Genomic DNA, 19,684 nt, shown 5'->3' on the forward strand with positions numbered 1-19,684 from the left:
GGAGATTGAAAGAACAGTTGATGCATCAAATCTGGAAAAATGTCTAATCAATTGCTTGTAGAGCATTTTGTTTGAATTGTACACATAAAAGTTATATCTCTTCATTTCTAGATTATTATCATAGTGCCATTGCTATTTCAGTTGTTGGGATATATTTCTAATCTGCAATTCTGAATATAGATTGATCATAGCATATTTATGCACAGTTAGGGGGAAATACTGTAGTTTCTTTGGCACCTGGGGAGTTGGTATCAGTGAACACACAATCATCTAATCTTAAATTGGGTGCTAGTATCAAGATGGCCGCACCTTCTGTTGATGATAATTTTCCACAAGTTTTGATGGCTGCACCTCCCGTTGATGATAATATTGAGATAGCTGCGCCTCCCGTGGATGATAATCATAAAGAAAAATTGTCACCAAAATGCACCAAAGATCCAAGTAAATGTCGATTTTTATTCTTGTTGCGAAACATGAGAGTTGAATTTCAGACAATTCGCACTTCCTTCTCCGATCTCATTGATCTGAATTCAAGCTCAGAGAAAGAGACGAGTAGTGTTGAGACATCAGAAATCCATAAAAATATTTATGATACATGCTCAGGCATAATAACCAAGAATTTAGAGATAATTGGTACGCTTTTTGAGGAAAATCCTTGTATTTCAGAACATGGTGACACTGTCCAAGCGATTAAGGACAAATGGTATTTAATCAATAGCATCTTTGGGAATTATGCAAAAGACAATAAGAAAAACGTAGACATATTAAAAAAATGTGTGCAATACCTGGAAGATGAGATCTACTTATGCAATATAATAACCGTTCCTGATCGCGTGGCAGCAAACCTTAAAACCCTTAAATCCGGTTACTCTCTCGATTTCTATGAAGAATTCAAAGACGAGTTCTGTTCAAAAGAACAATCAAATGAGATGCTCAAATACCTTGCCCGGCATCCTGCATTTATAGACGATATCATAGATGAGTCCCAGGGATTAATATTAAAGGTTGAACCAAAAAAAGAACGATGGAAAGGCTATTTAAGAATCGTTGGAACTCTTTTGCTGGGTATTGGTGTAATCTCATGGTTTTTTAACTCCTTTACAGGAGGAAAGTATACATTTAGTGACATTAATTTGTATTTAGTATTTTTTTCAGGAGCTTTGTTCCATATAGCTATAGACGCCATAAAATCAACAAAATCATCAACTGGTATTCAATTCAAGTCTGTTGATGATTGGAGTAGATGGATTAACATCAAAGAATTGTCCATAATTTTTGGAATCTTTTTGCTTGATCTTACTTTCATAGGTTTAGTTGTCACTACTGACATAAATGAACTTGACCGATTAACTTTGGTAGCAGCAGGTTATAGTTTCGATAGTATAGGGGAACTCTTTTCCAACAGATTTGAAAACATCTTGAGTAAGAAAGCAACAGCACTAAAGGATAAGATTTCAAGTACATAAATGAAAATTGAAAAATCTAATTTGAGCCAGATTATCGGTCTTATAACAAGTTATTAATTTTGTTTCTTTTCAAACAAGAAATTAAATTAATAACCATTAAATAAAACCACAGCATTTTTACAATAGGGCATGGTGCTATTTGTTGGCGCAAATATCTTTATCATGATTACCTATTATCCAGGTCTCGACAATCTGGATAGTTTGCTCCAATCACGGACATGCCCCCTCAATCTGTAAAAATTAAAGGTAAATAGATTGTTGGAGCAGGGTGAAAGTAATAAAAAGCATAGCACTGTGCGTATGGCGTCCCCCCTCGGCGTTGTAATATTCATATGCTCATTTCTTATCAGCCATCTTCACAAACCAATCTATCAGATGTCCTGATATACTGGTCTTTCCCGGGAAGTTGGGCAATTCTTCTCTCCTGAACCACTCGGCATCAATTATCTCGTTGCCATCAACGCAAATTTCCCCTTCCTCATAATCTGCAATAAAGCCTATCATCAGCGAATTAGGAAATGGCCAGGGTTGGCTCGCGAAGTATCGTATGTTCTTTATCTTCAGTCCGACTTCCTCCATGACCTCTCTTTTTACAGCATGCTCCAGAGTTTCTCCCGGCTCCACAAAACCAGCAATGATACTGTACATATCGGACCTAAAATGTGATGAACGGGCCAAAAGCACTTCATCTCCTTTCATCACCAGCACTATTATTGCAGGGGATATGCGGGGATATATGAGAAGGTCGCATTTTGGGCACTTTTTACCTCTGTCCTCAAGGGTTTCATTAAGGGTGCCACATCGTCCACAAAATTTGCTTGTAAGTTCGAATTCAATGAGCTGTATTGCTCTTCCGGCAAGGGCCAGCATTCTTTCATCAATTTGTCCTATAAGGTCCCTTAAGAAGACCAACTGCATTTCTTCAGGAATCTCGTTGTGTGACTCAAGCCCTATGGCATAACATAGTTTCTCGCCAAGTGCTCCTATGTATTGTACAATTCCCTTTGTTTCTACATCTTTAATGCCATCATGGAGGATTGTTGGAGAATCAGGCACGTTCACAGGATCTGTAACTACTTTTCCATTATAGATATATATGTAACATGAAGGCTGATCTTTAAAGTATGCAGGTAAAGGGTAGGTGAAATCAAGCTCATCGTTCGAAAAAGGCATTCTTTGGCACATACGGAGATAATATCCATTTTGTCAATTTAATCTATTGGTTATGGGAATAATGGAATAAAAAAGTGAAAATGAAAATCAATAAATGTGGATGGAAAGTTTGTTAAAGTCCCTTCTTCTTGACTCTCTTTTCTCTTTTCTCTCTCTTTTTGATTATTGAATATCCTACTCCAAATACTATCAAAATAATGGCAAGTCCAATTCCTATATAAGGAACTACACTCTTTTTCCGTACTTCAAAATCAAGTTCTTCGGTTCCCACCTGTACTCTATATTTCCCCGCTTCGAAAGGCATATAAGTGAAATTCAGGAAAGCACTTTCATCGATCTCCAGTACTATTATCCTAGTATCAATGGCAGATCCATTGATGTTAAGTCCCACCTGTTCTTCTCCAGCTGCAGTGCCAATGTTCGTTATCTCAACTGAAAAACTCATATTTTCTTTTGCTGTGGGGTCTATAGGTATAATTTTTAATCCAGAGTATATATACTTAGCTTCACGTGCAATAATCTCCAGATTGTATTCTGCAGGGAGGAAACCATTGGGAGCTGTTTTGATCTTGTGTATCCCGGGATCTTTTACAACGTATTTTAATTCTCCCTTCTCAGAGGTATTACCAATGACTTTCCCATCATAAAATAGTTCAACCTCAGGCACAGGTTCACCGCTCAGGGATTTTACTGTAGAGATTGATATCTCGTCGCCTTCATATACTTCATCAGTCGAGATCTCTATGTTGATCTTGCGGGTTTCATCATCTCTTGCAATAACTTCTATCTCTTTTGATGCGGATACAAATCCATCCTTAGTAGCAACAACCTTTAACTTTCCAGCATCAGGTGCTATGTATTTGATGGTGCCCTCCTGTGAAGTAAGGCCAATATCTTTTTCATTGATGTTAACAACAGCTTCTCCAACAACTCCTCCTCTTGACGAAACTCTAATGTTGGCTGTTTCTCTTTCTATAAGTGTTCCAGGAACTTCTATCTCGAGGGATTCAAGGGGAGTCGTATTCTTCTCAATGAATGGGTAATATCTAAGATCACTGGAATCTGCTATGTGGAATTGTATGTTGCCCATGACATCTATTACTTTATCTCTTGGAAGGGATATCTCATCTGTGTTTTCCATAGTGATTCCATCAGCAGATAACTCAGTTACTTCCATCAGTCCATATTTCTTACCCACTTCCATTGTTACGTACTCTTGAGATATCTGAAAAATACCCTCAATAAAGACAGCATTGGTTTCAGTTCCTCTGAAAATGTCATTTAAATGTACGACTATCAGAGGCACATCTTCAACCGAACCGATATCTGAACTATAAATATAATCATGATTGGAAGGCACTGTGTCTGTATCAAGCAGGCTGCCATTTTTGTACAGTGAAAGGAATACGCTACTTCCGTCAGTATCCACTTCCTTTATTTCTAATTCATATCCTTCTTCCAGCAACAAAGACGATCCGGAAAATAATGTTTTTTTCTCTTCGCTATCTATCAGCACTTTGGCAAGTTCACCATTTGAAACAAGGCTTATTCCATCTGAGAACTTATTATCAGGGTAACCTGCAAAATATTTGTCAGCAAGGAATCCCATAGCTTCAAATTCTCCCCATTCATCATGTTCAAATCTTACTTCTTCTGGCTGGCTTTTGTATTCCAGCGTCCCTTTCTTTATAGTTCTGTCATCGATTTCTTTAACGACAAGTGACTCTTCACCAATGCCTTCATCAATATTATAATAGAAACCTTCAAAGTTCATAGGTGTCCATTTAAATTCTTCTTCCGCCACTGTACCCCTTAACACATAGTTTCCGGGCTCAGACATTTCTATCATGGGTGCAAATCTAAGTGTACTGTCATCGGCTACTATGAACTTGAGTTTTCCCATAATGTCAATGTTCTTTCCTTTTGTAAGGACTATCTCCTCCGGGTTCTTCATGATTATCTTTTGAGGAGAAATAGATGTTATCTCCATCTTTCCGTAAGTGTCACTTGAATTTATACTGGTGAGTTGATCGGATATCTGGAACACTCCATCTATGAATACCGCATTGGTTTCAGTCCCTTTGAATATGTTGTCCAGGTGTACTGCAATGATCGCTACTTCATCGTTCAGTCCCAGGTCTTTTTTGTAGGTGTAATCATCGTTTGATCCAACAAAATCCGTATCTATATGTTTTCCATCCTTTCTTAGATCTATTAGCACCTTTTCCCCATCTCTGTCCACTTCCTTTATTTCGAGCTCGTAGCCCTCTTTCAGTACAAGTGAAGAGCCAGAGTAAAGTGATTTTCTTTCATTACTGTCTATCAGTACTTTGGAAAGCTTTTCATCAGCCATAAGGCTCAGGTTGTTGCTGAAGCTGGCATCTGAGTATCCAGCAAAATATCTATCTGCCATAAAACCAACAACTTGGTATTCTCCCCATGTATCGTACTTAAAATCACTGTCTGAAGGCGTGGTTTCATATACTAGGTTTCTAATGCCTATTATTCTCTCTGAGGTCTTATCAAGATCAATTGTAAGGTTTTCAGATCCCTCTCCCGTATTTACATCATAGTAAAATCCAGAGAAACTTTGAGGGGTCCATATATATTCAAGGCTTAAATTTAAATCTCCGTCCCATATTCTATTTCCCGTGGAATTTGAAGAAACAGCATCTGCTATGCCACATAATACTAGAAGACAGAATAAAGCTCCGCCTATGATCAGTTTATAAATTTTATACAACTGTAGCCATCTCCTAAAGCACCACTCTGAGTAAAGAACAACTGGTCAATTTTTATAAGGGCTTTACTCGGAATGGTTATTCATCCTCTATTATATTCTATTATGAAATTATATATTAATAGCGGTTTATTATCGATTATATTAGATATTTATATATTCTTCTTCAACTAAGAAAATAATCTCTATGTCTTTCGCCTTCTGCACGGCAATTTGCGTTTAATTTCAAGCAGCAATAGGGTTATATATCAATACAGTATTATCTGCGGCATCAGTTTATATTCCGTTAGGATATGCAGTCCATTCCCTTTGTGGGAAGTGCCGGCCAATGTGTCGGGGCTACAGGATACAACGTATCCCTAAGGAGGACATAAATTATGGCAGATGAAGAAATAAGACATCTTGTCCGTATCATGAATACTGATCTCAAAGGTGAAATGCCTGTTGAGTATGCGTTAACTGGTATTCCTGGTATTGGAAGAAGGACCTCAAGGATCCTTGTGGAAAGCACCGGTATAGATCCATTAGCAGTAATTGGTTACCTGTCAGATGAGGACATTGCAAAGCTCGATCAGGCTATCAATGGCTTTGAGCAGTCCATGCCTATATGGATGCTTAACAGACAGAAGGATCTGGTGACCGGCGAGAACAAGCATCTTCTTGGACAGGATATCCTGCTTACATTAAGGGAAGATCTGAACACTCTTAAAAAGATCAGATGCTATCGTGGTATAAGGCACGAGCGTGGTCTTAAAGTAAGAGGTCAGAGGACAAAATCCACCGGCAGGCGTGGTAGCACCATTGGTGTGAGCAAGAAGAAGTAATAGGGTGATTTTATGGGATATCCAGGAAAGAAGAGAAAAAGTTATGATACGCCTAAGCATCCGTGGCAGGCTGCCAGGATGGCTGAAGAGGTCGAGCTCATAAAGACATATGGTCTGCGTAACAAAAGGGAACTGTGGAAGGCACAGAGTGTTCTCAGGCGGTTCAGGGCAGATGCCCGTAGGCTCCTGGCAGAGTCTGCAGAAACTGAACAGATGACGGGTCACTTTAAACTTGAGGCTGACCAGATCCTCGAAAGGCTTACCGGTTATTCTATATTGAAAGCCGATTCAAATATCGATGATATCCTTGGACTGAAAGCCAGTGCTCTCCTTGAGCGCAGGTTGCAAACTCAGGTCCACAGGCTCGGGCTTGCCCGTACTCCAAAGCAGGCAAGACAGTTCATTACTCATGGTCACATTGCCATCAATGGTCAAAAAGTTACAGTACCGGGAATGATGGTCACCAAGGAACAGGAAATGCTTATCGATTACTATGGCACTTCTCCTTTGCTTGATGAATCCCACCCGGAAAGGCCTGCCCAGGTAGCTAAATCCATAGCGGGGCATGATTAAGGAGGTATGAATATGGCAAATGGAACATGGGGTATTGCTCACATAAAGAGTTCATTCAACAACACTATCATCACTGTTACTGATATGACTGGTGCCGAGACGATTGCAAAATCTTCAGGTGGAATGGTCGTAAAGGCAGCACGTGATGAAAGTTCTCCTTACACCGCAATGCAAATGGCAAGTCAGCTAGCCGACACATTGAAAGATAAGAACATTGAAGGTGTGCACATAAGAGTGCGTGCTCCCGGAGGCAACAAGCAGAGGAGTCCAGGCCCTGGCGCTCAAGCTGCTATCAGGGCTTTTGCGAGAGCAGGCATTAAGATTGGAAGGATAGAAGATGTAACGCCTGTACCTCATGACGGTACTCGTCCAAAAGGCGGAAGGCGTGTATAATCTCTCCATTAAGATGAAGGAACCAAGCATATGACAATGGAAGTAGACATACTGGAGCTCTCCGATAGGTCTGCAAAATTTGTATTATCTAACACCACTGCTGCGTTTGCGAACGGTATTCGCAGAGCTGCTCTGGCGGATGTCCCTACGATCGCTATAACCGAGGTAAACATCTATAACAATACCTCGGTTTTGTATGATGAGCAGCTTGGCTTACGCTTGGCACTGATCCCTCTTACTTCGAATCTGGAGGACTTTGTTCCTAAAGATGAATGTAACTGTGAGGATTTTTGTCCGGCATGTCAGGTTTCCCTCACTCTCAGTGCAGAAGGCCCCAGAATAGTGTATTCTCAGGATCTTGTGTCGTCTGATGACAAAGTACAGGCTGCCGATCCCAACATTCCGATTGCAGACCTTCGGGAAGGGCAGAAGATCGTACTTGAAGCTATAGCTCAGATGGGTTATGGTAGCAAGCATTCCAGGTGGCAGGCAGGTGTAGCATGTGGTTACAAGAACATGCCAAAGGTTGAGTTCAATGGTTGTGACCAGTGTGGTGCATGTGTAAACGAGTGTCCTGTAAATATCATAAAGATGGGCGCTACCACTGCTGAGATATCTGGTGAAGATATGCTTAAATGCACTCTTTGCAGGCTATGTGAAGGAATTTGTGATATTGATGCCATAGATGTCAAAGTTGATGAACGTTCTTTCATCTTCACAATGGAATCAGATGGCTCTTATAGCACAAAGGCATTGATCTTAAATGCAGGGACTGTCATCAAGGGCAAGGCCGCAAGTCTGGCTGAGATCTTGTCGGCACTCTAAACCAACAGATTTATATAGGAGGTCGCTCTCTCCTATATTGTTCTTTCCCCATGCGCGGGGGTCGCCCAGCCAGGTCAAAGGCGCTAGGTTGAGGGCCTAGTCTCGTAGGAGTTCGTGGGTTCGAATCCCATCCCCCGCATTTTTAATAAATGATATGGGTAATGTAAAAAAACTCTGATTTTAAATTTTTAAGATTTGTCTTTTGCTGCTCAAGCTAAGATTATTTTATTACGTTACAAGAACAATGTTTTTCCGTGGATTCTCTAATAATAGAAGCTACCGTTGTTATAAGTAGGAATGAGGATTATACTGTTTACTTACGGAGTAGAGTTACTTATGCTTGAAGAGAACATGGACAAATTTGAAAAGGTAATAATCATTTCATTAGCTATAATGATGTCTCTGGTCGTGCTGTTCACTACATTAGAACTGGGTCTTATCCTTGTTAAAGACATTTCTCCTCCTACAAGCCATCTCACTATTGATGAAGTGCTGGACCTATTCGGGCTCTTTTTATTGGTTTTAATTGGCATTGAGCTCTTACACACGATAAGAACTTATTCCTTGGAGCACGTGATCCATGCTGAAGTCGTACTGACCGTTGCACTGATCGCCATTGGGCGTAAGGTTATAATTTTAGATATCAAGACAGTTTCAGGTATTACCTTGATAGGTATAGGATCTATTATAATAGCACTGTGTGTGGGGTATTATTATTTTAAAAAGGGATTGCTAATGCGTTCATCAGATAAGTTTTAACGATCCTGTTCTACTTTCAGCAGTGTAGGCAGGATGCCTAAAACACTGCATATGTGAAAATTTAGGCATATTGTAGAACTATAAGGTACTTCTTATTATCTGTTTCCTGCCAATGCGTATTTTGCCATCACTTTCAGGTATTCGTGATCCACTTCCATAAGCACGGTCTGGAACATTGCCACATGCACTTTCTCTTCTCTGGCAACATCAAGAAGTATCTTCCTAAGGTTCTCTTCATCTGTTAGAGCAGCCATTTCTTCGTAGAGGTTTATAGCGTCAAGTTCGGCTATCATGGCACTTCTCAGGATTTCCTTATCAATATCTTCCTTACTGCTCCTTTCAAAGTTTATCGGTGTCTTTGAAAACAATCATTCACCTCCTAATTTTCGAAGCTCTTCTTCTACTTCCTTTTTACCAGCTCCCAGTTCTCTAACCTGCTCTTCATCTTGCTCAAGAAGCAATGTCTGGAACTCCCCGACATGTGTCTTCTCTTCTTTTGCCACATCGAGCAGTACTCTTCTTACTTCATCATTTTCTGTCAGGTCTGCCATTTGCTCGTAAAGGCTTATAGCATCCAGTTCAGCAACGATGGCAGCTCTCAGTATCTCTTTATTCAGATCTTTTTGGTTTACCTTGTCCAAAAATATCGGTATCTTGGATAACATATTCAGATCTCTCCACTTGCTACGCTACGAAGTAGCTGTTTCCCAACTCCAAATAAAAGTGCTTTTTACACTATTTATTGATTACGCAGAATTCTCTGAAAATAAAAATAGAACGAAGTTAAATTACACGCACGCTGTTCGCAGAGCAGTTATTAACTTTTTCAGTATCTTTTTTCTCTAAAGCCTTGAGAAGAATTGCATTCCGCTTTATCATTACACGCTGCTTTTCCTGTATGCGCTCCTGGTAAATCCTTATGGAGCGCAGGAAATCGATCTTTCTGAACTCGGGCCAAAATGGAGCACAAAAATACGTGGCACATTCATTGCCACACGTCTGCCAAGGGAGGAAATTGGATACTCGTTCATCTCCTCCGGTGCGGATTATGAGATCTACGTTAGGGACAGCATTTCCTCCAACAGGATATAGGTGATTGGCAATAGTGTTCTCTGTGATATCTTCAGGATCGAGTTGTCCTTTATCTACCTTTTCCGCAATTTTTCGCACTGCCTGGATTATATCCTGCCTGCCGCCATAAGCAATAGCGACATTAAGATAAAATCGATCATAATTTGCAGTGTATCTTTCAGCTTCTTTGATAGACTGCTGCAAACTGGCAGGAAGTTTTTGGAGATCTCCTATGGCTCGAATATGCATTTTTCTTTTATGGGTACGCTCATCCCGGCAGAGTTCATCGAACTTAAGTCCTATAAGTTCAAACAGCTTTTGTTTTTCATCTGCAGACCTGTTAAAGTTCTCGGTAGAAAATGCATAGACAGTAAGTTGTTTGACGCCTATCTCATGAGACCACTCGATTACTTTTTCAGTTACGCTGGCACCTTTCGCATGTCCGTAATTGGTTAATCTGCCAACCCTGTTAGCATATCTGCGATTCCCATCCATTATTATTGCAATATGTTCTGGCACATATGAATGTGTAACTTCTTTGGAAAGGAAATGCTCATATGTACTATAGGCAATCCCATTTATGTATTTTAATATAAAAATCCCAACCTAAGTTTTTCTCCACCCTTTTGTGGCACATCCGAACGCAAATGACTTGCATCTATTCTATAAAAAGATTACTCTGAGGTGTTTTACATAGTCTGTTTTAATAGTTCTCAAGTACTGAACGAACAACACTCCTGTAATCCTCTTTAAGAAGATATATATTATGGTCTCCAGTCACATCGATGCTGAGAATTCCAAGTCTTGTGTTCATTAAACCGACCATGGCAGAAACTCCCCTATAGCTTACGTTGAAATCAGTTTTATTCAGGAAACCGTACACATCACCGGTTGTGAACTTGTCCCCTTCAAGAAAAAGCTGCAATACCACTTTACGAATACCGGTATCATCTCTGCTGAGATATTTTATGAGCCTCTCCCTTACACGGTCTTCTATCGTTTCCAGTACAAACACCTCGTTTTTTTTATATGCGATTTTAGGTTATAAAGTTATTGTGATTTATATAAATTAAACTGCTATTGGTAGCCAAACTGGAAGTACGTATATCATTCTCGCATATATAATTTGGGTTTTAGAGCGGGATCTTTTCCACTACCATCCCACCGGGAAATGGATATCTTTCAATAATACACATTTCTTTTGCATCTGCTGCGACCTCTATTTTTATCTCTTCCAGTATCCAGGCAGCTATGTGTATCTCCTGTTTGTCTACCAGGAACAATTCTTCAGGAACACCTAATAATAACAAAAGGTCAGTCATCCGTTGTGCGGAATTTTCCCCCCCGTTGCATGTTATGACGCCATAGATAAGAGTCCCGTCTTCTGTCACCTGATGAAATTCCCTGGCTGCTCTTTCAGCTATGCGTAGCAATCTTCTTCGAAGCTGTACGGCATCTTTATATCGGGAAGTGCATAAGTGCCCCTTTTCAGTGGTCTGTAAAATTTCCATGCCAATGGCATATGACCCGGCCACAGCATTTGAGATCTCATTCCGTAGTCTATAGCCTCTAAGTTTCATCGCCTCAGAGTTTGTATCTGAGAACTCAAGCTCATTCAGATTGAGAAAGCAACCCAGCTCATTTGCTGTCCTTGATACTTCTGTTGCTCCCTCTATCGCCGGAATCTCCAGGCCTGCTTCCATTCCGATATGCATAGCCTTTTTGATGGAATTTGCGTAATTTCCTATGTTATCATTCCAGATAGCTGCAGGTGGATGGAACCTAATCTCATCAAGTCCGGCAAATGCAAGTTTTTCCAGCAGACCCTCGTCCAGAGGCAAGGCAGTATATAAATGGATGTGGTGCTGTTTGCCAAACTCTGATTTAAGCAGTTCTATATATCTGAGCACTTTCTCGGGTTTGAGCAATGGTTCCCCACCTGTAATCCCCGTACCAAGTGCTCCCATCTGTCGTGCCTCTTCTATTATGTCATTGTCTGAGCGAACAAGTCTTTCATTTGCAAAAGTAACATCTGCTTTCCTTTCATTAGAAATCGGACAATAGAAACAGTTTTTCCCACAGATGCCCGTTACAAAAAGCACCATTTTTGCTCCTTCCTGGCATAGCTTACAGCCCCTGGAAAGATATGTGTAATAAGAATCAGCTTCTCCCTCAGATATATTCAGCATGATGGCGCAACCATAGATCTTATCATATATATCTGTTGTTTAGTCCATTCCCTTAAATACTTTTATATCTTAGGCTTAGCGTGGCGTTGAGCAAAGGATATATTGTAGTTTCCGGCTGTAAAAAATGTGGAAGATGCAGGACCATTTGTCCTAATTCTGCTCTCAAAAGAAACTCTGATGACAGGCCAAAGATCGACCATGATCTATGTGACCGATGCATGCTTTGTGTGCAGTGCTGTCCCAACAAGGCCCTTATCCATATGGAGTAGTGTGTCATACTGATCTGAGGATATCTACTACAAGATTTCTTCAGATAAATCCTCTGAATATTATCCTTGAGGCTATTGCAGAAGCAGAGAACACCATTACTGATATTGGCAGTGATCGGGAGAGTTCATACATCATCTGGCTTTTATCTCCTCCATATTCGATAGCCGTTGAGAATCGGACAAGGATAGTTGTGATGAGTATCAGGTATATTCCTATTGCCAGCATGAACATATTCGGGCCTATGGAAAGTTCCAGGCTCTCAGGAGATATATCCGCAGGCCCGGGAATCACATTCGGAGGCAGCCTGGATATGCTGTGTGCAACGTTCTGCAGGATCTTTGCAATGACCTCTGAGAGTGCAATTGTCACTCCTGCTATAAGTGGGGCAAATATACATGCAGTAGACTTCATAGTAGATGTCATCTCATACAACGAGTCCTTTATTCGTCTCTCTACCTCCTGCAGGTCGGTCATGTGATCTGCTAGTTTCACTATGGCCACACCTGCAGCTTCGTGGCTCTTGTGAACACTCTCCAGAAATAGTTTCATAGTAGTGTTTATCCTTTCAGAGTACACATTTTTGAATGCACCATACTCCTCATCGAATATTGCACTATGCAGGTCACATCTCATACATGCAACGTTCATAGCAATTTTCTCAAATGGTTCGCAAATGGATGCTCCTTTCATATTGGCAGCCGTATGTACAAAAGCTTCTTCTGCAGACCTGCCCTCCGATATTCTCCTTCCCAGAATGAACAATGCATCTGCAAACTCATTTTCCATAGAGATTATTTTATCTCGTATTCTCTTGTATGGGGCATATGCAGCATTAAGATACCATGAGAACGTAATGGTTATACCAAGTAATATCATAAGTGCAGTAGGTACTAAACCTTCAAGCACAGCTGTTGAAATGATGCCATAAGGGTTTCCGGCATATAACAATACATATCCCAAACTACATACCGAAATGCCAGTTATTACTGCCATAATAAGTTCTTTTTTTCTTTTAGAGGACAAACCTTCCAAGTCAGGGTGTGTCTCGGATATTTTCTGTGGCATGAATGCTGCAGGTCTTTGCATAAGCACATATTCTGCATACATAAATGTGATCAAAGGCAATATTATATCGTATGTCAACACAAGGTTCGTACTCGTGATGCGTATTCCTACAACAGCCATTGCAGGTAGCAGCGCAACAAGGGCGAGGGGTATGAGAATGAATATTGAGTACAGTACATATGTAGGAAGCTTCAGTTTTGCAGCGTAACTATCCATGAGGTTTCGGGTTCCATCCAGTACGATATCCAATGACCTGTTGAGGGTTAAAGTACGCTGAGCAGGATCAGTTTCGCTCATGGAGCTTCTGATGAGATGTAATGACCTTTTGAAATGTTCACTATTCTTGCCCCACATCTCCGAGAACTGGACCACAGCATCATCCATGCCGGTGTATACTCGTAAATGTAGATTCCATAGCATCTTTTTCAAGTCTCTGGCAAGAGGCCTGTTTGAGTTCTCTGCAGCAAAATGCACAGCTTTTTCCATGTTAGGGACTATCTTCATTGACATTACTACATAGCTCATGACTTCAGGCATGTCACCAAGCGATGTTATCTTCATATATCGGGCATGTATCTTCACATATTCACTGAGGTACCACAATGCTGTGATAGGCATCATCAGGCTCAGGATAGCTATTGCTGTGAGTATGCCAGATGAAAATGTAGTGAACCTGAAAAATAAAGCGTCTGTCAATAGGACAATAAGGAATATTCCCACTGTCCCTGCATAAGAAAAAAATGTAGTTTCATAAGGCTCCAGGTCAAATCCTGTATAAACCAGAGAATTCATATATTCCTTACTTACTGCCTTTTCACTTTTCTTTTTGAATTCCTCGTGGTCTTTGACAGACCCGGAGAAATGCCTCCAGGTAAATTTGCATCCTATGTAGTACCAGTTATTATTGCTATGCATCATGGCCACCCTGTGCTACCTCAACCAATGATCCATTGTATAGTGTTTTGTCTTTTGCTGAAAAAGAAATTTCTCCATCTTTGGTAGCTACTATCTGTTTGAACCATGCACACCATCTGTCATATACGCGCTGCATGTCTGGCTTGCCGGATATCTCTTTTTCCTGCTCCATGAACATCCAGAAAATGTTATTCGCGGCAGATACCATTTCAGCTTCCAGGAATGAAGGATCTGTTCTACCGTATTCCGCCATTTTAAGTTTCATACTTGCCCGGATACGAATGTTCTTCGAAGCTTCATCCACGGATATGCCCCATTTTCTTGCAATTTTTCTTATCAGGGCAGACTGCCCTCTATCAAGCAGGTCTGTTGGTACCAGTGAATTAACGGAGGCATCAAAAGTAAGGATTTCCGAGAAGACGCTGTATGTGTTATCAGGATCCCATACCTCATTCACTTCAGCGATTTGTATTACTTTACGTTTTGTTGCCATACTGCCTGCTATACGGGTATTCGAACATACTATTACGGCATCCGTAGCTCTGAAAGAGGCAGGAGGCACTCCAAGAGTATGCACTATTCTTTCATAGACGGCATTTGTGGATGCACCGTGAATGGTCCCTATCACAGAATTTCCTGCAGTGCCGACTTGCATTGCTTCATATAACATAGCAACTTCAGGTCCTCTCACTTCCCCTATTACCAGAGATGAACTGCCAAGACGTAGGGATGCGCGCAAAGCTGTGGAAGGTTCGATCTCAATGCTTGATTTCACGATAGAGGACTGAGCATTGAGGCCTTGTGCTTTCCAACCAAGTTTTTGCAATTGTTCCAGGGGTATTTCAGGTGTGTCTTCTATGGTCAATATTCTGTATTTTTGTGGCATTTCCATAAGCATCGCACATAATAGAGATGTTTTGCCTGCTCCCACTCCTCCGGCTATCAGCACTGATGCGTGCCCGTCCATCATGAAACTAAGCAGGCCCGCTGTGAGAGGAGTGATAGCACCGCTATTGATAAGTTTAGGCAATGTCCAGGGAGTCTTTGCATGTTTTCTAAATGCATAGGCCATTCCTTTTGCACTTAATGGGTCACCTATCACTGAAACGCGTACTCCGTACTCTTTAAGTGCCATTTCCAGGACAGGTGTAGCTTCTCCAAAAGGTCTTCCGCTTATTGTCCTGAACCTTGAGACCATGGAATCCATTTCTTCCTGAGACAGAAAAATGTTAGTAGTGCATTCTTCACCATTCATTACCACATTAACAGGATTCTTATCCGCAGGTGCATTGACATATATGTCTGTAACTCTTTCATCGGATAACAGATCTTCCAGAATACCAAGTCCTGTTGTGTATTTTGCCAGCAGATCAGAATACATATCCAGCTGAGAAGGTGCTAAAACTACTTGTTTATCTCTTATTTCTTCATGCAGCAATCGTTTGCAAAGCCTTCGGAAATACTCCCTTGAAAGAGCGGGATCTGCAAAGTTCATATCTTCCGGCCTATGCTTGATCATGCGATTACGTATGCTTTCAATAAGCAGAAGTTCTTCAGGCTGCATATTGTATTCAGCAGGATTTACTACATACAGTTTTTCAGGTTTATCGGTAAACTCGTAGATAGATATGGGCAATTTTCTCCCGTCATCTCTCTGTACATCATAGCATTCAATAAAAATAGTATTCACTGGTGGCTCAGTATAGATCCTGGACGTGGAAAACAAAGGCCGTACGTATGGCTGGAAATTTTTCTCATAATCAAAAGTCCCATCTGGCTCATGAAGAAAATTATTTAGCAATGGGCACATCCTTCTTTTTATATCGTATAATGTTTCCTGGAAATCCCCTACACACTTATCACACTCTGGATGAGTTGCCTTTTCAGCTTCATATTTTAATTGTTCTATCGCTCTTTCCGTCTCCTCATATGCTTTAACCGGGGACGCTTTTGCTGAATTGATAACTTGTTCTATTGACGCTTTTCTACTCTTTTTACAGGTATCTTTAGAATTATATGTACAATTATATGATACAGTTCCAATGTTCTCATATGGTCGCAAATGATCCTCCAGACGGGCAAGTGTGTATATCTTTTGGAGAATCGTTCCATCATATTCCCTTTCATACAGATTTGACAGTACTAGCCTTTCCGCAATTGTTTCTTTAAGTAATATCTGAAATATGTTTGATCGGCATTTTGGGTTATTTAGTGTAGATTCCCCTCTGCAGTCTCCACAGTCTATAATTATTGCACTTGTATTCCTGGTTTTCTTTATTCTGTATCTGCATTCTTTATTTTTTATTTCCTTTTTCGGGTGGGTTATAGATGCAATTCGCTGGTTCAGATTTGTCCGTGTCCGGTCATTGTCAGGACTATGGGGTGATCTTAAGTCTTGTTGTACTCGATCGTTTGGTCTGATCCCAATGCCTGTGAGTAAGAAATGTATTCTGTTTTTCATACATTCACATCATTATTATTTTTATTTTCATACGTTATATGCACATACATACAAAAACTTTTCTATTAGTCAGATGAATTAGTCTATGATCAAACCTATTTTCAGGTAAATCTATCATTAGATGTATATATACAACCAAGAGTATTTATTCTATGAATATTATATAATATGGTATGAAGCTCATTGTGATGATTCCAGCCTACAATGAAGAAAAAACCATTCAAAAAGTGATCAAAGAGATACCCCGGCAAATAGAGGGAATTGATAAAGTAGAAGTCCTTGTCATCAACGATGGTTCAACGGACTCCACTGTAAAAGTCGCTTTAGAAGCCGGTGCTGACCATCTTGTCTCCCAAAAGGAAAACCGTGGACTCGCATTTGCTTTTCGTACAGGGCTTGAAGCATGTCTGGAAAGAGGGGCAGATATAATTGTTAATACAGACGCGGATTTTCAATATAACCAAAATCAAATTCCTGATCTGATCGCTCCAATTCTTCAAGGCAAAGCTGATGTCGTGTTAGGTTCCCGTTTCAGTGGGCATATAGAATACATGCCACCTCAGAAAAAAATTGGTAACATCCTGGCTACCCGCGTGACCCGTATGGCTTCCGGTTATCCAGTGACCGATGCACAAACGGGTTTTAGAGCCTTCACAAGGGATGCTGCACTAAGGATGAATATCCTTGCTGACTACACCTATGTGCAGGAAACCATAATGCAGGCTGTGAATCACAATCTTACCCTGGTCGAGATCCCTATTGATTTCAGGAAAAGAGAGGGTCACTCAAGGCTCATGTCAGGAGTATTCCATTACGCACAGCGTGCTACTGCTGTAATATTACGCACATATCGCGATTATGAACCAATGAAAGTCTTTGCTTCCATAGGTTTTGTGTTCCTGGTCATCGCGGCGCTATCAGGAGTAACAGTATTGGTACAATTCATTAAGACCGGTATTGTGGTTCCGAATATCTCTTACGCAATACTTACAACTATGCTGTGTCTGACTGGTCTGCAGATCCTGGTATTCGGGCTGATCGCCGACATGTTAAAATATCAGAGGATACGGCAGGAAGAAATATTATATCGCATAAAGAAAATAGAGATGAAATAATTACAATTTAGCCTGATGAACTGACGTTGCAACGATCCAGTATGAATCTCATTATAATAACATCATCTTTTCCAAGGGACAAAGATGACTATAAAGCCCGATGGATACTGGAATTAGGACAGGAGTTCGTGAAGGAAGGCTTAATTCCATCTATTTTATGTCCGCATGTGGCAGGATCCAAAACTTATGAGATAATAGATGGCATCGAAGTCTATAGATTCAGGTATGCACCTGACAGATATGAATCCCTTGGGTATGGGAATTTTCTCCCTCATGAAAAATCCAGTTCCCGTATTGGTATTTTGTTACAATACTTTTTCAACTCAATACTAATATTTAGTATGTTATTTTTTATGTTCCTGAACCTTCATAAACTCAGGAAGAAAAAGAATGCTGAACTTATTTTTTCTAACTGGGCATTCCCCGCTGGCTTTGTCTCTGCAGTATACCGCCAGATATCAGGTATTCCTTCTGTTCTGAAAGTATATGGTACTGATCTGGTGTTTCTTAAAAGGTTTAGATTACAATCACTGGCCAAATACATTCTTGATAAACATGATGTGATAATAGCTATCAGTGAATACACCAAAGATTGTGCTTTGAGCTTTGGTGTAGATCCTGGCCGGGTATCAGTATTCCCGGTTGGCAGCAATTACCCTATCAAATATTCTTCAACGGTTCTGGATGACTTGAAAAGAAAATGGAGTTTATCAGGCAGGCCTCTCATATTCACTGTACATAGATTGATACCACTTAAAGGAACATCTTATTTAATAAAGGCAATGAGCAAAATAGTATCTGTCCACCCGGATGCTTTGCTGGTCATAGGTGGCGAGGGTCCGGAGCGCAGTATGCTGGAGTCTCTTACCAGCAGCAATCATCTTGAACATAACGTGCTATTTACAGGCCTGGTTTTGAATGAAGATCTTCCTCTTTTATATGAAGCATGCGATGTATATGTAATACCTTCTATTACCGATAAGTGGGGAAATGCCGAGGGTCTTGGCATGCCTGCCTTGGAGGCAATGAGCTATGGAAAACCAGTTGTAGGATTTGATTCAGGCGGTCCGGGTCTGACCATAACCGACGGAGCTAATGGATTCAAAGTTCCGGAAAAAGACTGGGAAGCTATGGCAGACAGGATAATTCTTTTGCTCACTGATCCCGTTTTAAGGAATAAGATAGGGGAGACTGGTAAGTCCATGTTCGATGAGTATCGCTGGGATAAGGTCTCACACCTTTATACTGAGGTGCTTCATAATGCAATTCAAAGATGAAATGTCCATTCCAAGGTTTGAATATCAATTCATTATTTTTTCACTATGGTTCGTATGTATTGCATGGGCTGCCAATTTGATGGCTATGTTCTCTCTTTTTTATAAACCCATACTTTTTGCAGCGCTACTATTCATAACAGCTGTTTTTGTATTTTTGTTTCACAAAAAAAAGCCACAAAGTTGCTCATCTAAACACAATGTTCTTGTAATTCTATTTGTTGTACTATTTTCCATCTTTACTTCTATCTATTTCCACGATACACTTTACGGCGGCAGAGATCCTGGTATCTATTCAACTAATGCTATTTATCTTTCAGACCATCACACAATGATGATAGATTCTCCTATAAATGATCTCATTCCAAGTTTTCTGTCTCCGAACAATTACATCAAGACCAGTGATGGAAGATTGATTTCCCAGTTCCATTTCGGATATATTTCCTGGGTGGCCATATATTATAGTCTTTTTGGCCTAGCTGCAATAAAATTTAGTAATATTCTCCCTTTGTTCGTTGGGTTGATTAGTATTTATCTAATTGGAAAAGAACTAAGGAATTCGTATGTGGGT

General features: G+C 40.4%; 19 protein-coding genes and 1 tRNA gene. 11 read left to right on the forward strand and 9 right to left on the reverse strand.

From position 1 onward, the window contains the following. Nucleotides 1-299 precede the first annotated feature (299 nt). Nucleotides 300-1,466: a hypothetical protein gene (locus ACCM36_RS03540; RefSeq protein ID WP_370572354.1), complete on the forward strand. Its 1,167-nt coding sequence runs from the start codon at nucleotides 300-302 to the stop codon at nucleotides 1,464-1,466. 336 nt (nucleotides 1,467-1,802) lie between these two features. On the opposite strand, the gene nudC is transcribed toward ACCM36_RS03540, so the two are convergent. Beyond that, nucleotides 1,803-2,651 carry an NAD(+) diphosphatase gene (nudC, locus tag ACCM36_RS03545; RefSeq protein ID WP_370572355.1) on the reverse strand — a complete coding sequence of 283 codons (849 nt, stop codon included), beginning with the start codon at nucleotides 2,649-2,651 and terminating at the stop codon, nucleotides 1,803-1,805. A gap of 100 nt (nucleotides 2,652-2,751) precedes the next feature. After that, entirely contained in the window at nucleotides 2,752-5,382 is a 2,631-nt protein-coding gene (locus ACCM36_RS03550; protein ID WP_370572356.1) for an S-layer protein domain-containing protein, read from the reverse strand. 374 nt (nucleotides 5,383-5,756) lie between these two features. Between ACCM36_RS03550 and ACCM36_RS03555 the strand changes: the two genes are divergently transcribed. The 6 genes from ACCM36_RS03555 to ACCM36_RS03580 all read left to right on the forward strand — a co-directional run bounded on the left by ACCM36_RS03555 (nucleotide 5,757) and on the right by ACCM36_RS03580 (nucleotide 8,753). After that, nucleotides 5,757-6,203: a 30S ribosomal protein S13 gene (locus ACCM36_RS03555; protein WP_370572357.1), complete on the forward strand. Its 447-nt coding sequence runs from the start codon at nucleotides 5,757-5,759 to the stop codon at nucleotides 6,201-6,203. A gap of 12 nt (nucleotides 6,204-6,215) precedes the next feature. Beyond that, entirely contained in the window at nucleotides 6,216-6,776 is a 561-nt protein-coding gene (locus tag ACCM36_RS03560; RefSeq protein WP_370572358.1) for a 30S ribosomal protein S4, read from the forward strand. A 12-nt stretch (nucleotides 6,777-6,788) separates the two neighbouring features. Beyond that, nucleotides 6,789-7,169: a 30S ribosomal protein S11 gene (locus ACCM36_RS03565; protein ID WP_370572359.1), complete on the forward strand. Its 381-nt coding sequence runs from the start codon at nucleotides 6,789-6,791 to the stop codon at nucleotides 7,167-7,169. Nucleotides 7,170-7,199: 30 nt separating this feature from the next. After that, complete coding sequence (locus ACCM36_RS03570) at nucleotides 7,200-7,994, forward strand: DNA-directed RNA polymerase subunit D (RefSeq protein ID WP_370572360.1); 795 nt, start codon at nucleotides 7,200-7,202, stop codon at nucleotides 7,992-7,994. 54 nt (nucleotides 7,995-8,048) lie between these two features. Beyond that, a tRNA-Leu gene (locus tag ACCM36_RS03575) sits at nucleotides 8,049-8,133 on the forward strand. A gap of 158 nt (nucleotides 8,134-8,291) precedes the next feature. After that, entirely contained in the window at nucleotides 8,292-8,753 is a 462-nt protein-coding gene (locus tag ACCM36_RS03580; RefSeq protein WP_370572361.1) for a phosphate-starvation-inducible PsiE family protein, read from the forward strand. 95 nt (nucleotides 8,754-8,848) lie between these two features. On the opposite strand, the gene ACCM36_RS03585 is transcribed toward ACCM36_RS03580, so the two are convergent. From ACCM36_RS03585 to ACCM36_RS03605, 5 genes are all read right to left on the reverse strand, one after another. Further along, nucleotides 8,849-9,121: a ferritin family protein gene (locus ACCM36_RS03585; RefSeq protein WP_370572362.1), complete on the reverse strand. Its 273-nt coding sequence runs from the start codon at nucleotides 9,119-9,121 to the stop codon at nucleotides 8,849-8,851. Continuing rightward, nucleotides 9,122-9,418 carry a ferritin-like domain-containing protein gene (locus ACCM36_RS03590; RefSeq protein ID WP_370572363.1) on the reverse strand — a complete coding sequence of 99 codons (297 nt, stop codon included), beginning with the start codon at nucleotides 9,416-9,418 and terminating at the stop codon, nucleotides 9,122-9,124. Between the two features lie 118 nt (nucleotides 9,419-9,536). Beyond that, entirely contained in the window at nucleotides 9,537-10,418 is an 882-nt protein-coding gene (gene uppS, locus ACCM36_RS03595; protein WP_370572372.1) for a polyprenyl diphosphate synthase, read from the reverse strand. Between the two features lie 109 nt (nucleotides 10,419-10,527). Further along, the gene (locus tag ACCM36_RS03600) at nucleotides 10,528-10,839 is read right to left on the reverse strand and encodes a DUF2551 domain-containing protein (protein ID WP_370572364.1); all 312 of its coding nucleotides are present in this window, start codon (nucleotides 10,837-10,839) and stop codon (nucleotides 10,528-10,530) included. A gap of 118 nt (nucleotides 10,840-10,957) precedes the next feature. After that, nucleotides 10,958-12,013: a radical SAM protein gene (locus ACCM36_RS03605; protein WP_370572365.1), complete on the reverse strand. Its 1,056-nt coding sequence runs from the start codon at nucleotides 12,011-12,013 to the stop codon at nucleotides 10,958-10,960. A gap of 80 nt (nucleotides 12,014-12,093) precedes the next feature. Between ACCM36_RS03605 and ACCM36_RS03610 the strand changes: the two genes are divergently transcribed. Continuing rightward, on the forward strand, nucleotides 12,094-12,282 hold the full coding sequence (locus ACCM36_RS03610; RefSeq protein WP_370572366.1) for an ATP-binding protein: 189 nt from the start codon (nucleotides 12,094-12,096) through the stop codon (nucleotides 12,280-12,282). A 40-nt stretch (nucleotides 12,283-12,322) separates the two neighbouring features. On the opposite strand, the gene ACCM36_RS03615 is transcribed toward ACCM36_RS03610, so the two are convergent. Together ACCM36_RS03615 and ACCM36_RS03620 are read right to left on the reverse strand one after the other, a co-directional pair. Further along, nucleotides 12,323-14,263, reverse strand: a complete 1,941-nt coding sequence (locus tag ACCM36_RS03615) for a hypothetical protein (protein WP_370572367.1) — start codon at nucleotides 14,261-14,263, stop codon at nucleotides 12,323-12,325. Continuing rightward, entirely contained in the window at nucleotides 14,256-16,724 is a 2,469-nt protein-coding gene (locus tag ACCM36_RS03620) for an ATPase, T2SS/T4P/T4SS family (RefSeq protein WP_370572368.1), read from the reverse strand. The genes ACCM36_RS03615 and ACCM36_RS03620 overlap by 8 nt, the downstream gene beginning before the upstream one ends. Before the next feature lie 173 nt (nucleotides 16,725-16,897). On the opposite strand from ACCM36_RS03620, the gene ACCM36_RS03625 reads away from it, so the two are divergent. The 3 genes from ACCM36_RS03625 to ACCM36_RS03635 all read left to right on the forward strand — a co-directional run. After that, complete coding sequence (locus tag ACCM36_RS03625; RefSeq protein ID WP_370572369.1) at nucleotides 16,898-17,839, forward strand: glycosyltransferase family 2 protein; 942 nt, start codon at nucleotides 16,898-16,900, stop codon at nucleotides 17,837-17,839. Between the two features lie 41 nt (nucleotides 17,840-17,880). Further along, on the forward strand, nucleotides 17,881-19,116 hold the full coding sequence (locus ACCM36_RS03630) for a glycosyltransferase (RefSeq protein ID WP_370572370.1): 1,236 nt from the start codon (nucleotides 17,881-17,883) through the stop codon (nucleotides 19,114-19,116). Next, the coding region (locus tag ACCM36_RS03635) for a hypothetical protein (RefSeq protein WP_370572371.1) at nucleotides 19,100-19,684 on the forward strand (585 nt) is incomplete at its 3' end. The genes ACCM36_RS03630 and ACCM36_RS03635, both read left to right, overlap by 17 nt.

It is taken from the genome of Methanomethylovorans sp. (assembly GCF_041305605.1).
In the GTDB taxonomy this organism is placed as follows: Archaea; Halobacteriota; Methanosarcinia; order Methanosarcinales; family Methanosarcinaceae; genus Methanomethylovorans.

Coding starts and splice junctions, on each gene's coding strand:
- ACCM36_RS03620 (WP_370572368.1), bottom strand. CDS start 16,724: ATGAAAAACAGAATACATTTCTTACTCACAGGCATTGGGATCAGACCA.
- ACCM36_RS03560 (WP_370572358.1), top strand. CDS start 6,216: ATGGGATATCCAGGAAAGAAGAGAAAAAGTTATGATACGCCTAAGCAT.
- ACCM36_RS03570 (WP_370572360.1), top strand. CDS start 7,200: ATGACAATGGAAGTAGACATACTGGAGCTCTCCGATAGGTCTGCAAAA.
- ACCM36_RS03540 (WP_370572354.1), top strand. CDS start 300: ATGGCCGCACCTTCTGTTGATGATAATTTTCCACAAGTTTTGATGGCT.
- ACCM36_RS03630 (WP_370572370.1), top strand. CDS start 17,881: ATGAATCTCATTATAATAACATCATCTTTTCCAAGGGACAAAGATGAC.
- ACCM36_RS03580 (WP_370572361.1), top strand. CDS start 8,292: ATGAGGATTATACTGTTTACTTACGGAGTAGAGTTACTTATGCTTGAA.
- ACCM36_RS03615 (WP_370572367.1), bottom strand. CDS start 14,263: ATGCATAGCAATAATAACTGGTACTACATAGGATGCAAATTTACCTGG.
- ACCM36_RS03625 (WP_370572369.1), top strand. CDS start 16,898: ATGAAGCTCATTGTGATGATTCCAGCCTACAATGAAGAAAAAACCATT.
- nudC (WP_370572355.1), bottom strand. CDS start 2,651: ATGTGCCAAAGAATGCCTTTTTCGAACGATGAGCTTGATTTCACCTAC.
- ACCM36_RS03605 (WP_370572365.1), bottom strand. CDS start 12,013: ATGCTGAATATATCTGAGGGAGAAGCTGATTCTTATTACACATATCTT.
- ACCM36_RS03555 (WP_370572357.1), top strand. CDS start 5,757: ATGGCAGATGAAGAAATAAGACATCTTGTCCGTATCATGAATACTGAT.
- ACCM36_RS03590 (WP_370572363.1), bottom strand. CDS start 9,418: ATGTTATCCAAGATACCGATATTTTTGGACAAGGTAAACCAAAAAGAT.
- ACCM36_RS03565 (WP_370572359.1), top strand. CDS start 6,789: ATGGCAAATGGAACATGGGGTATTGCTCACATAAAGAGTTCATTCAAC.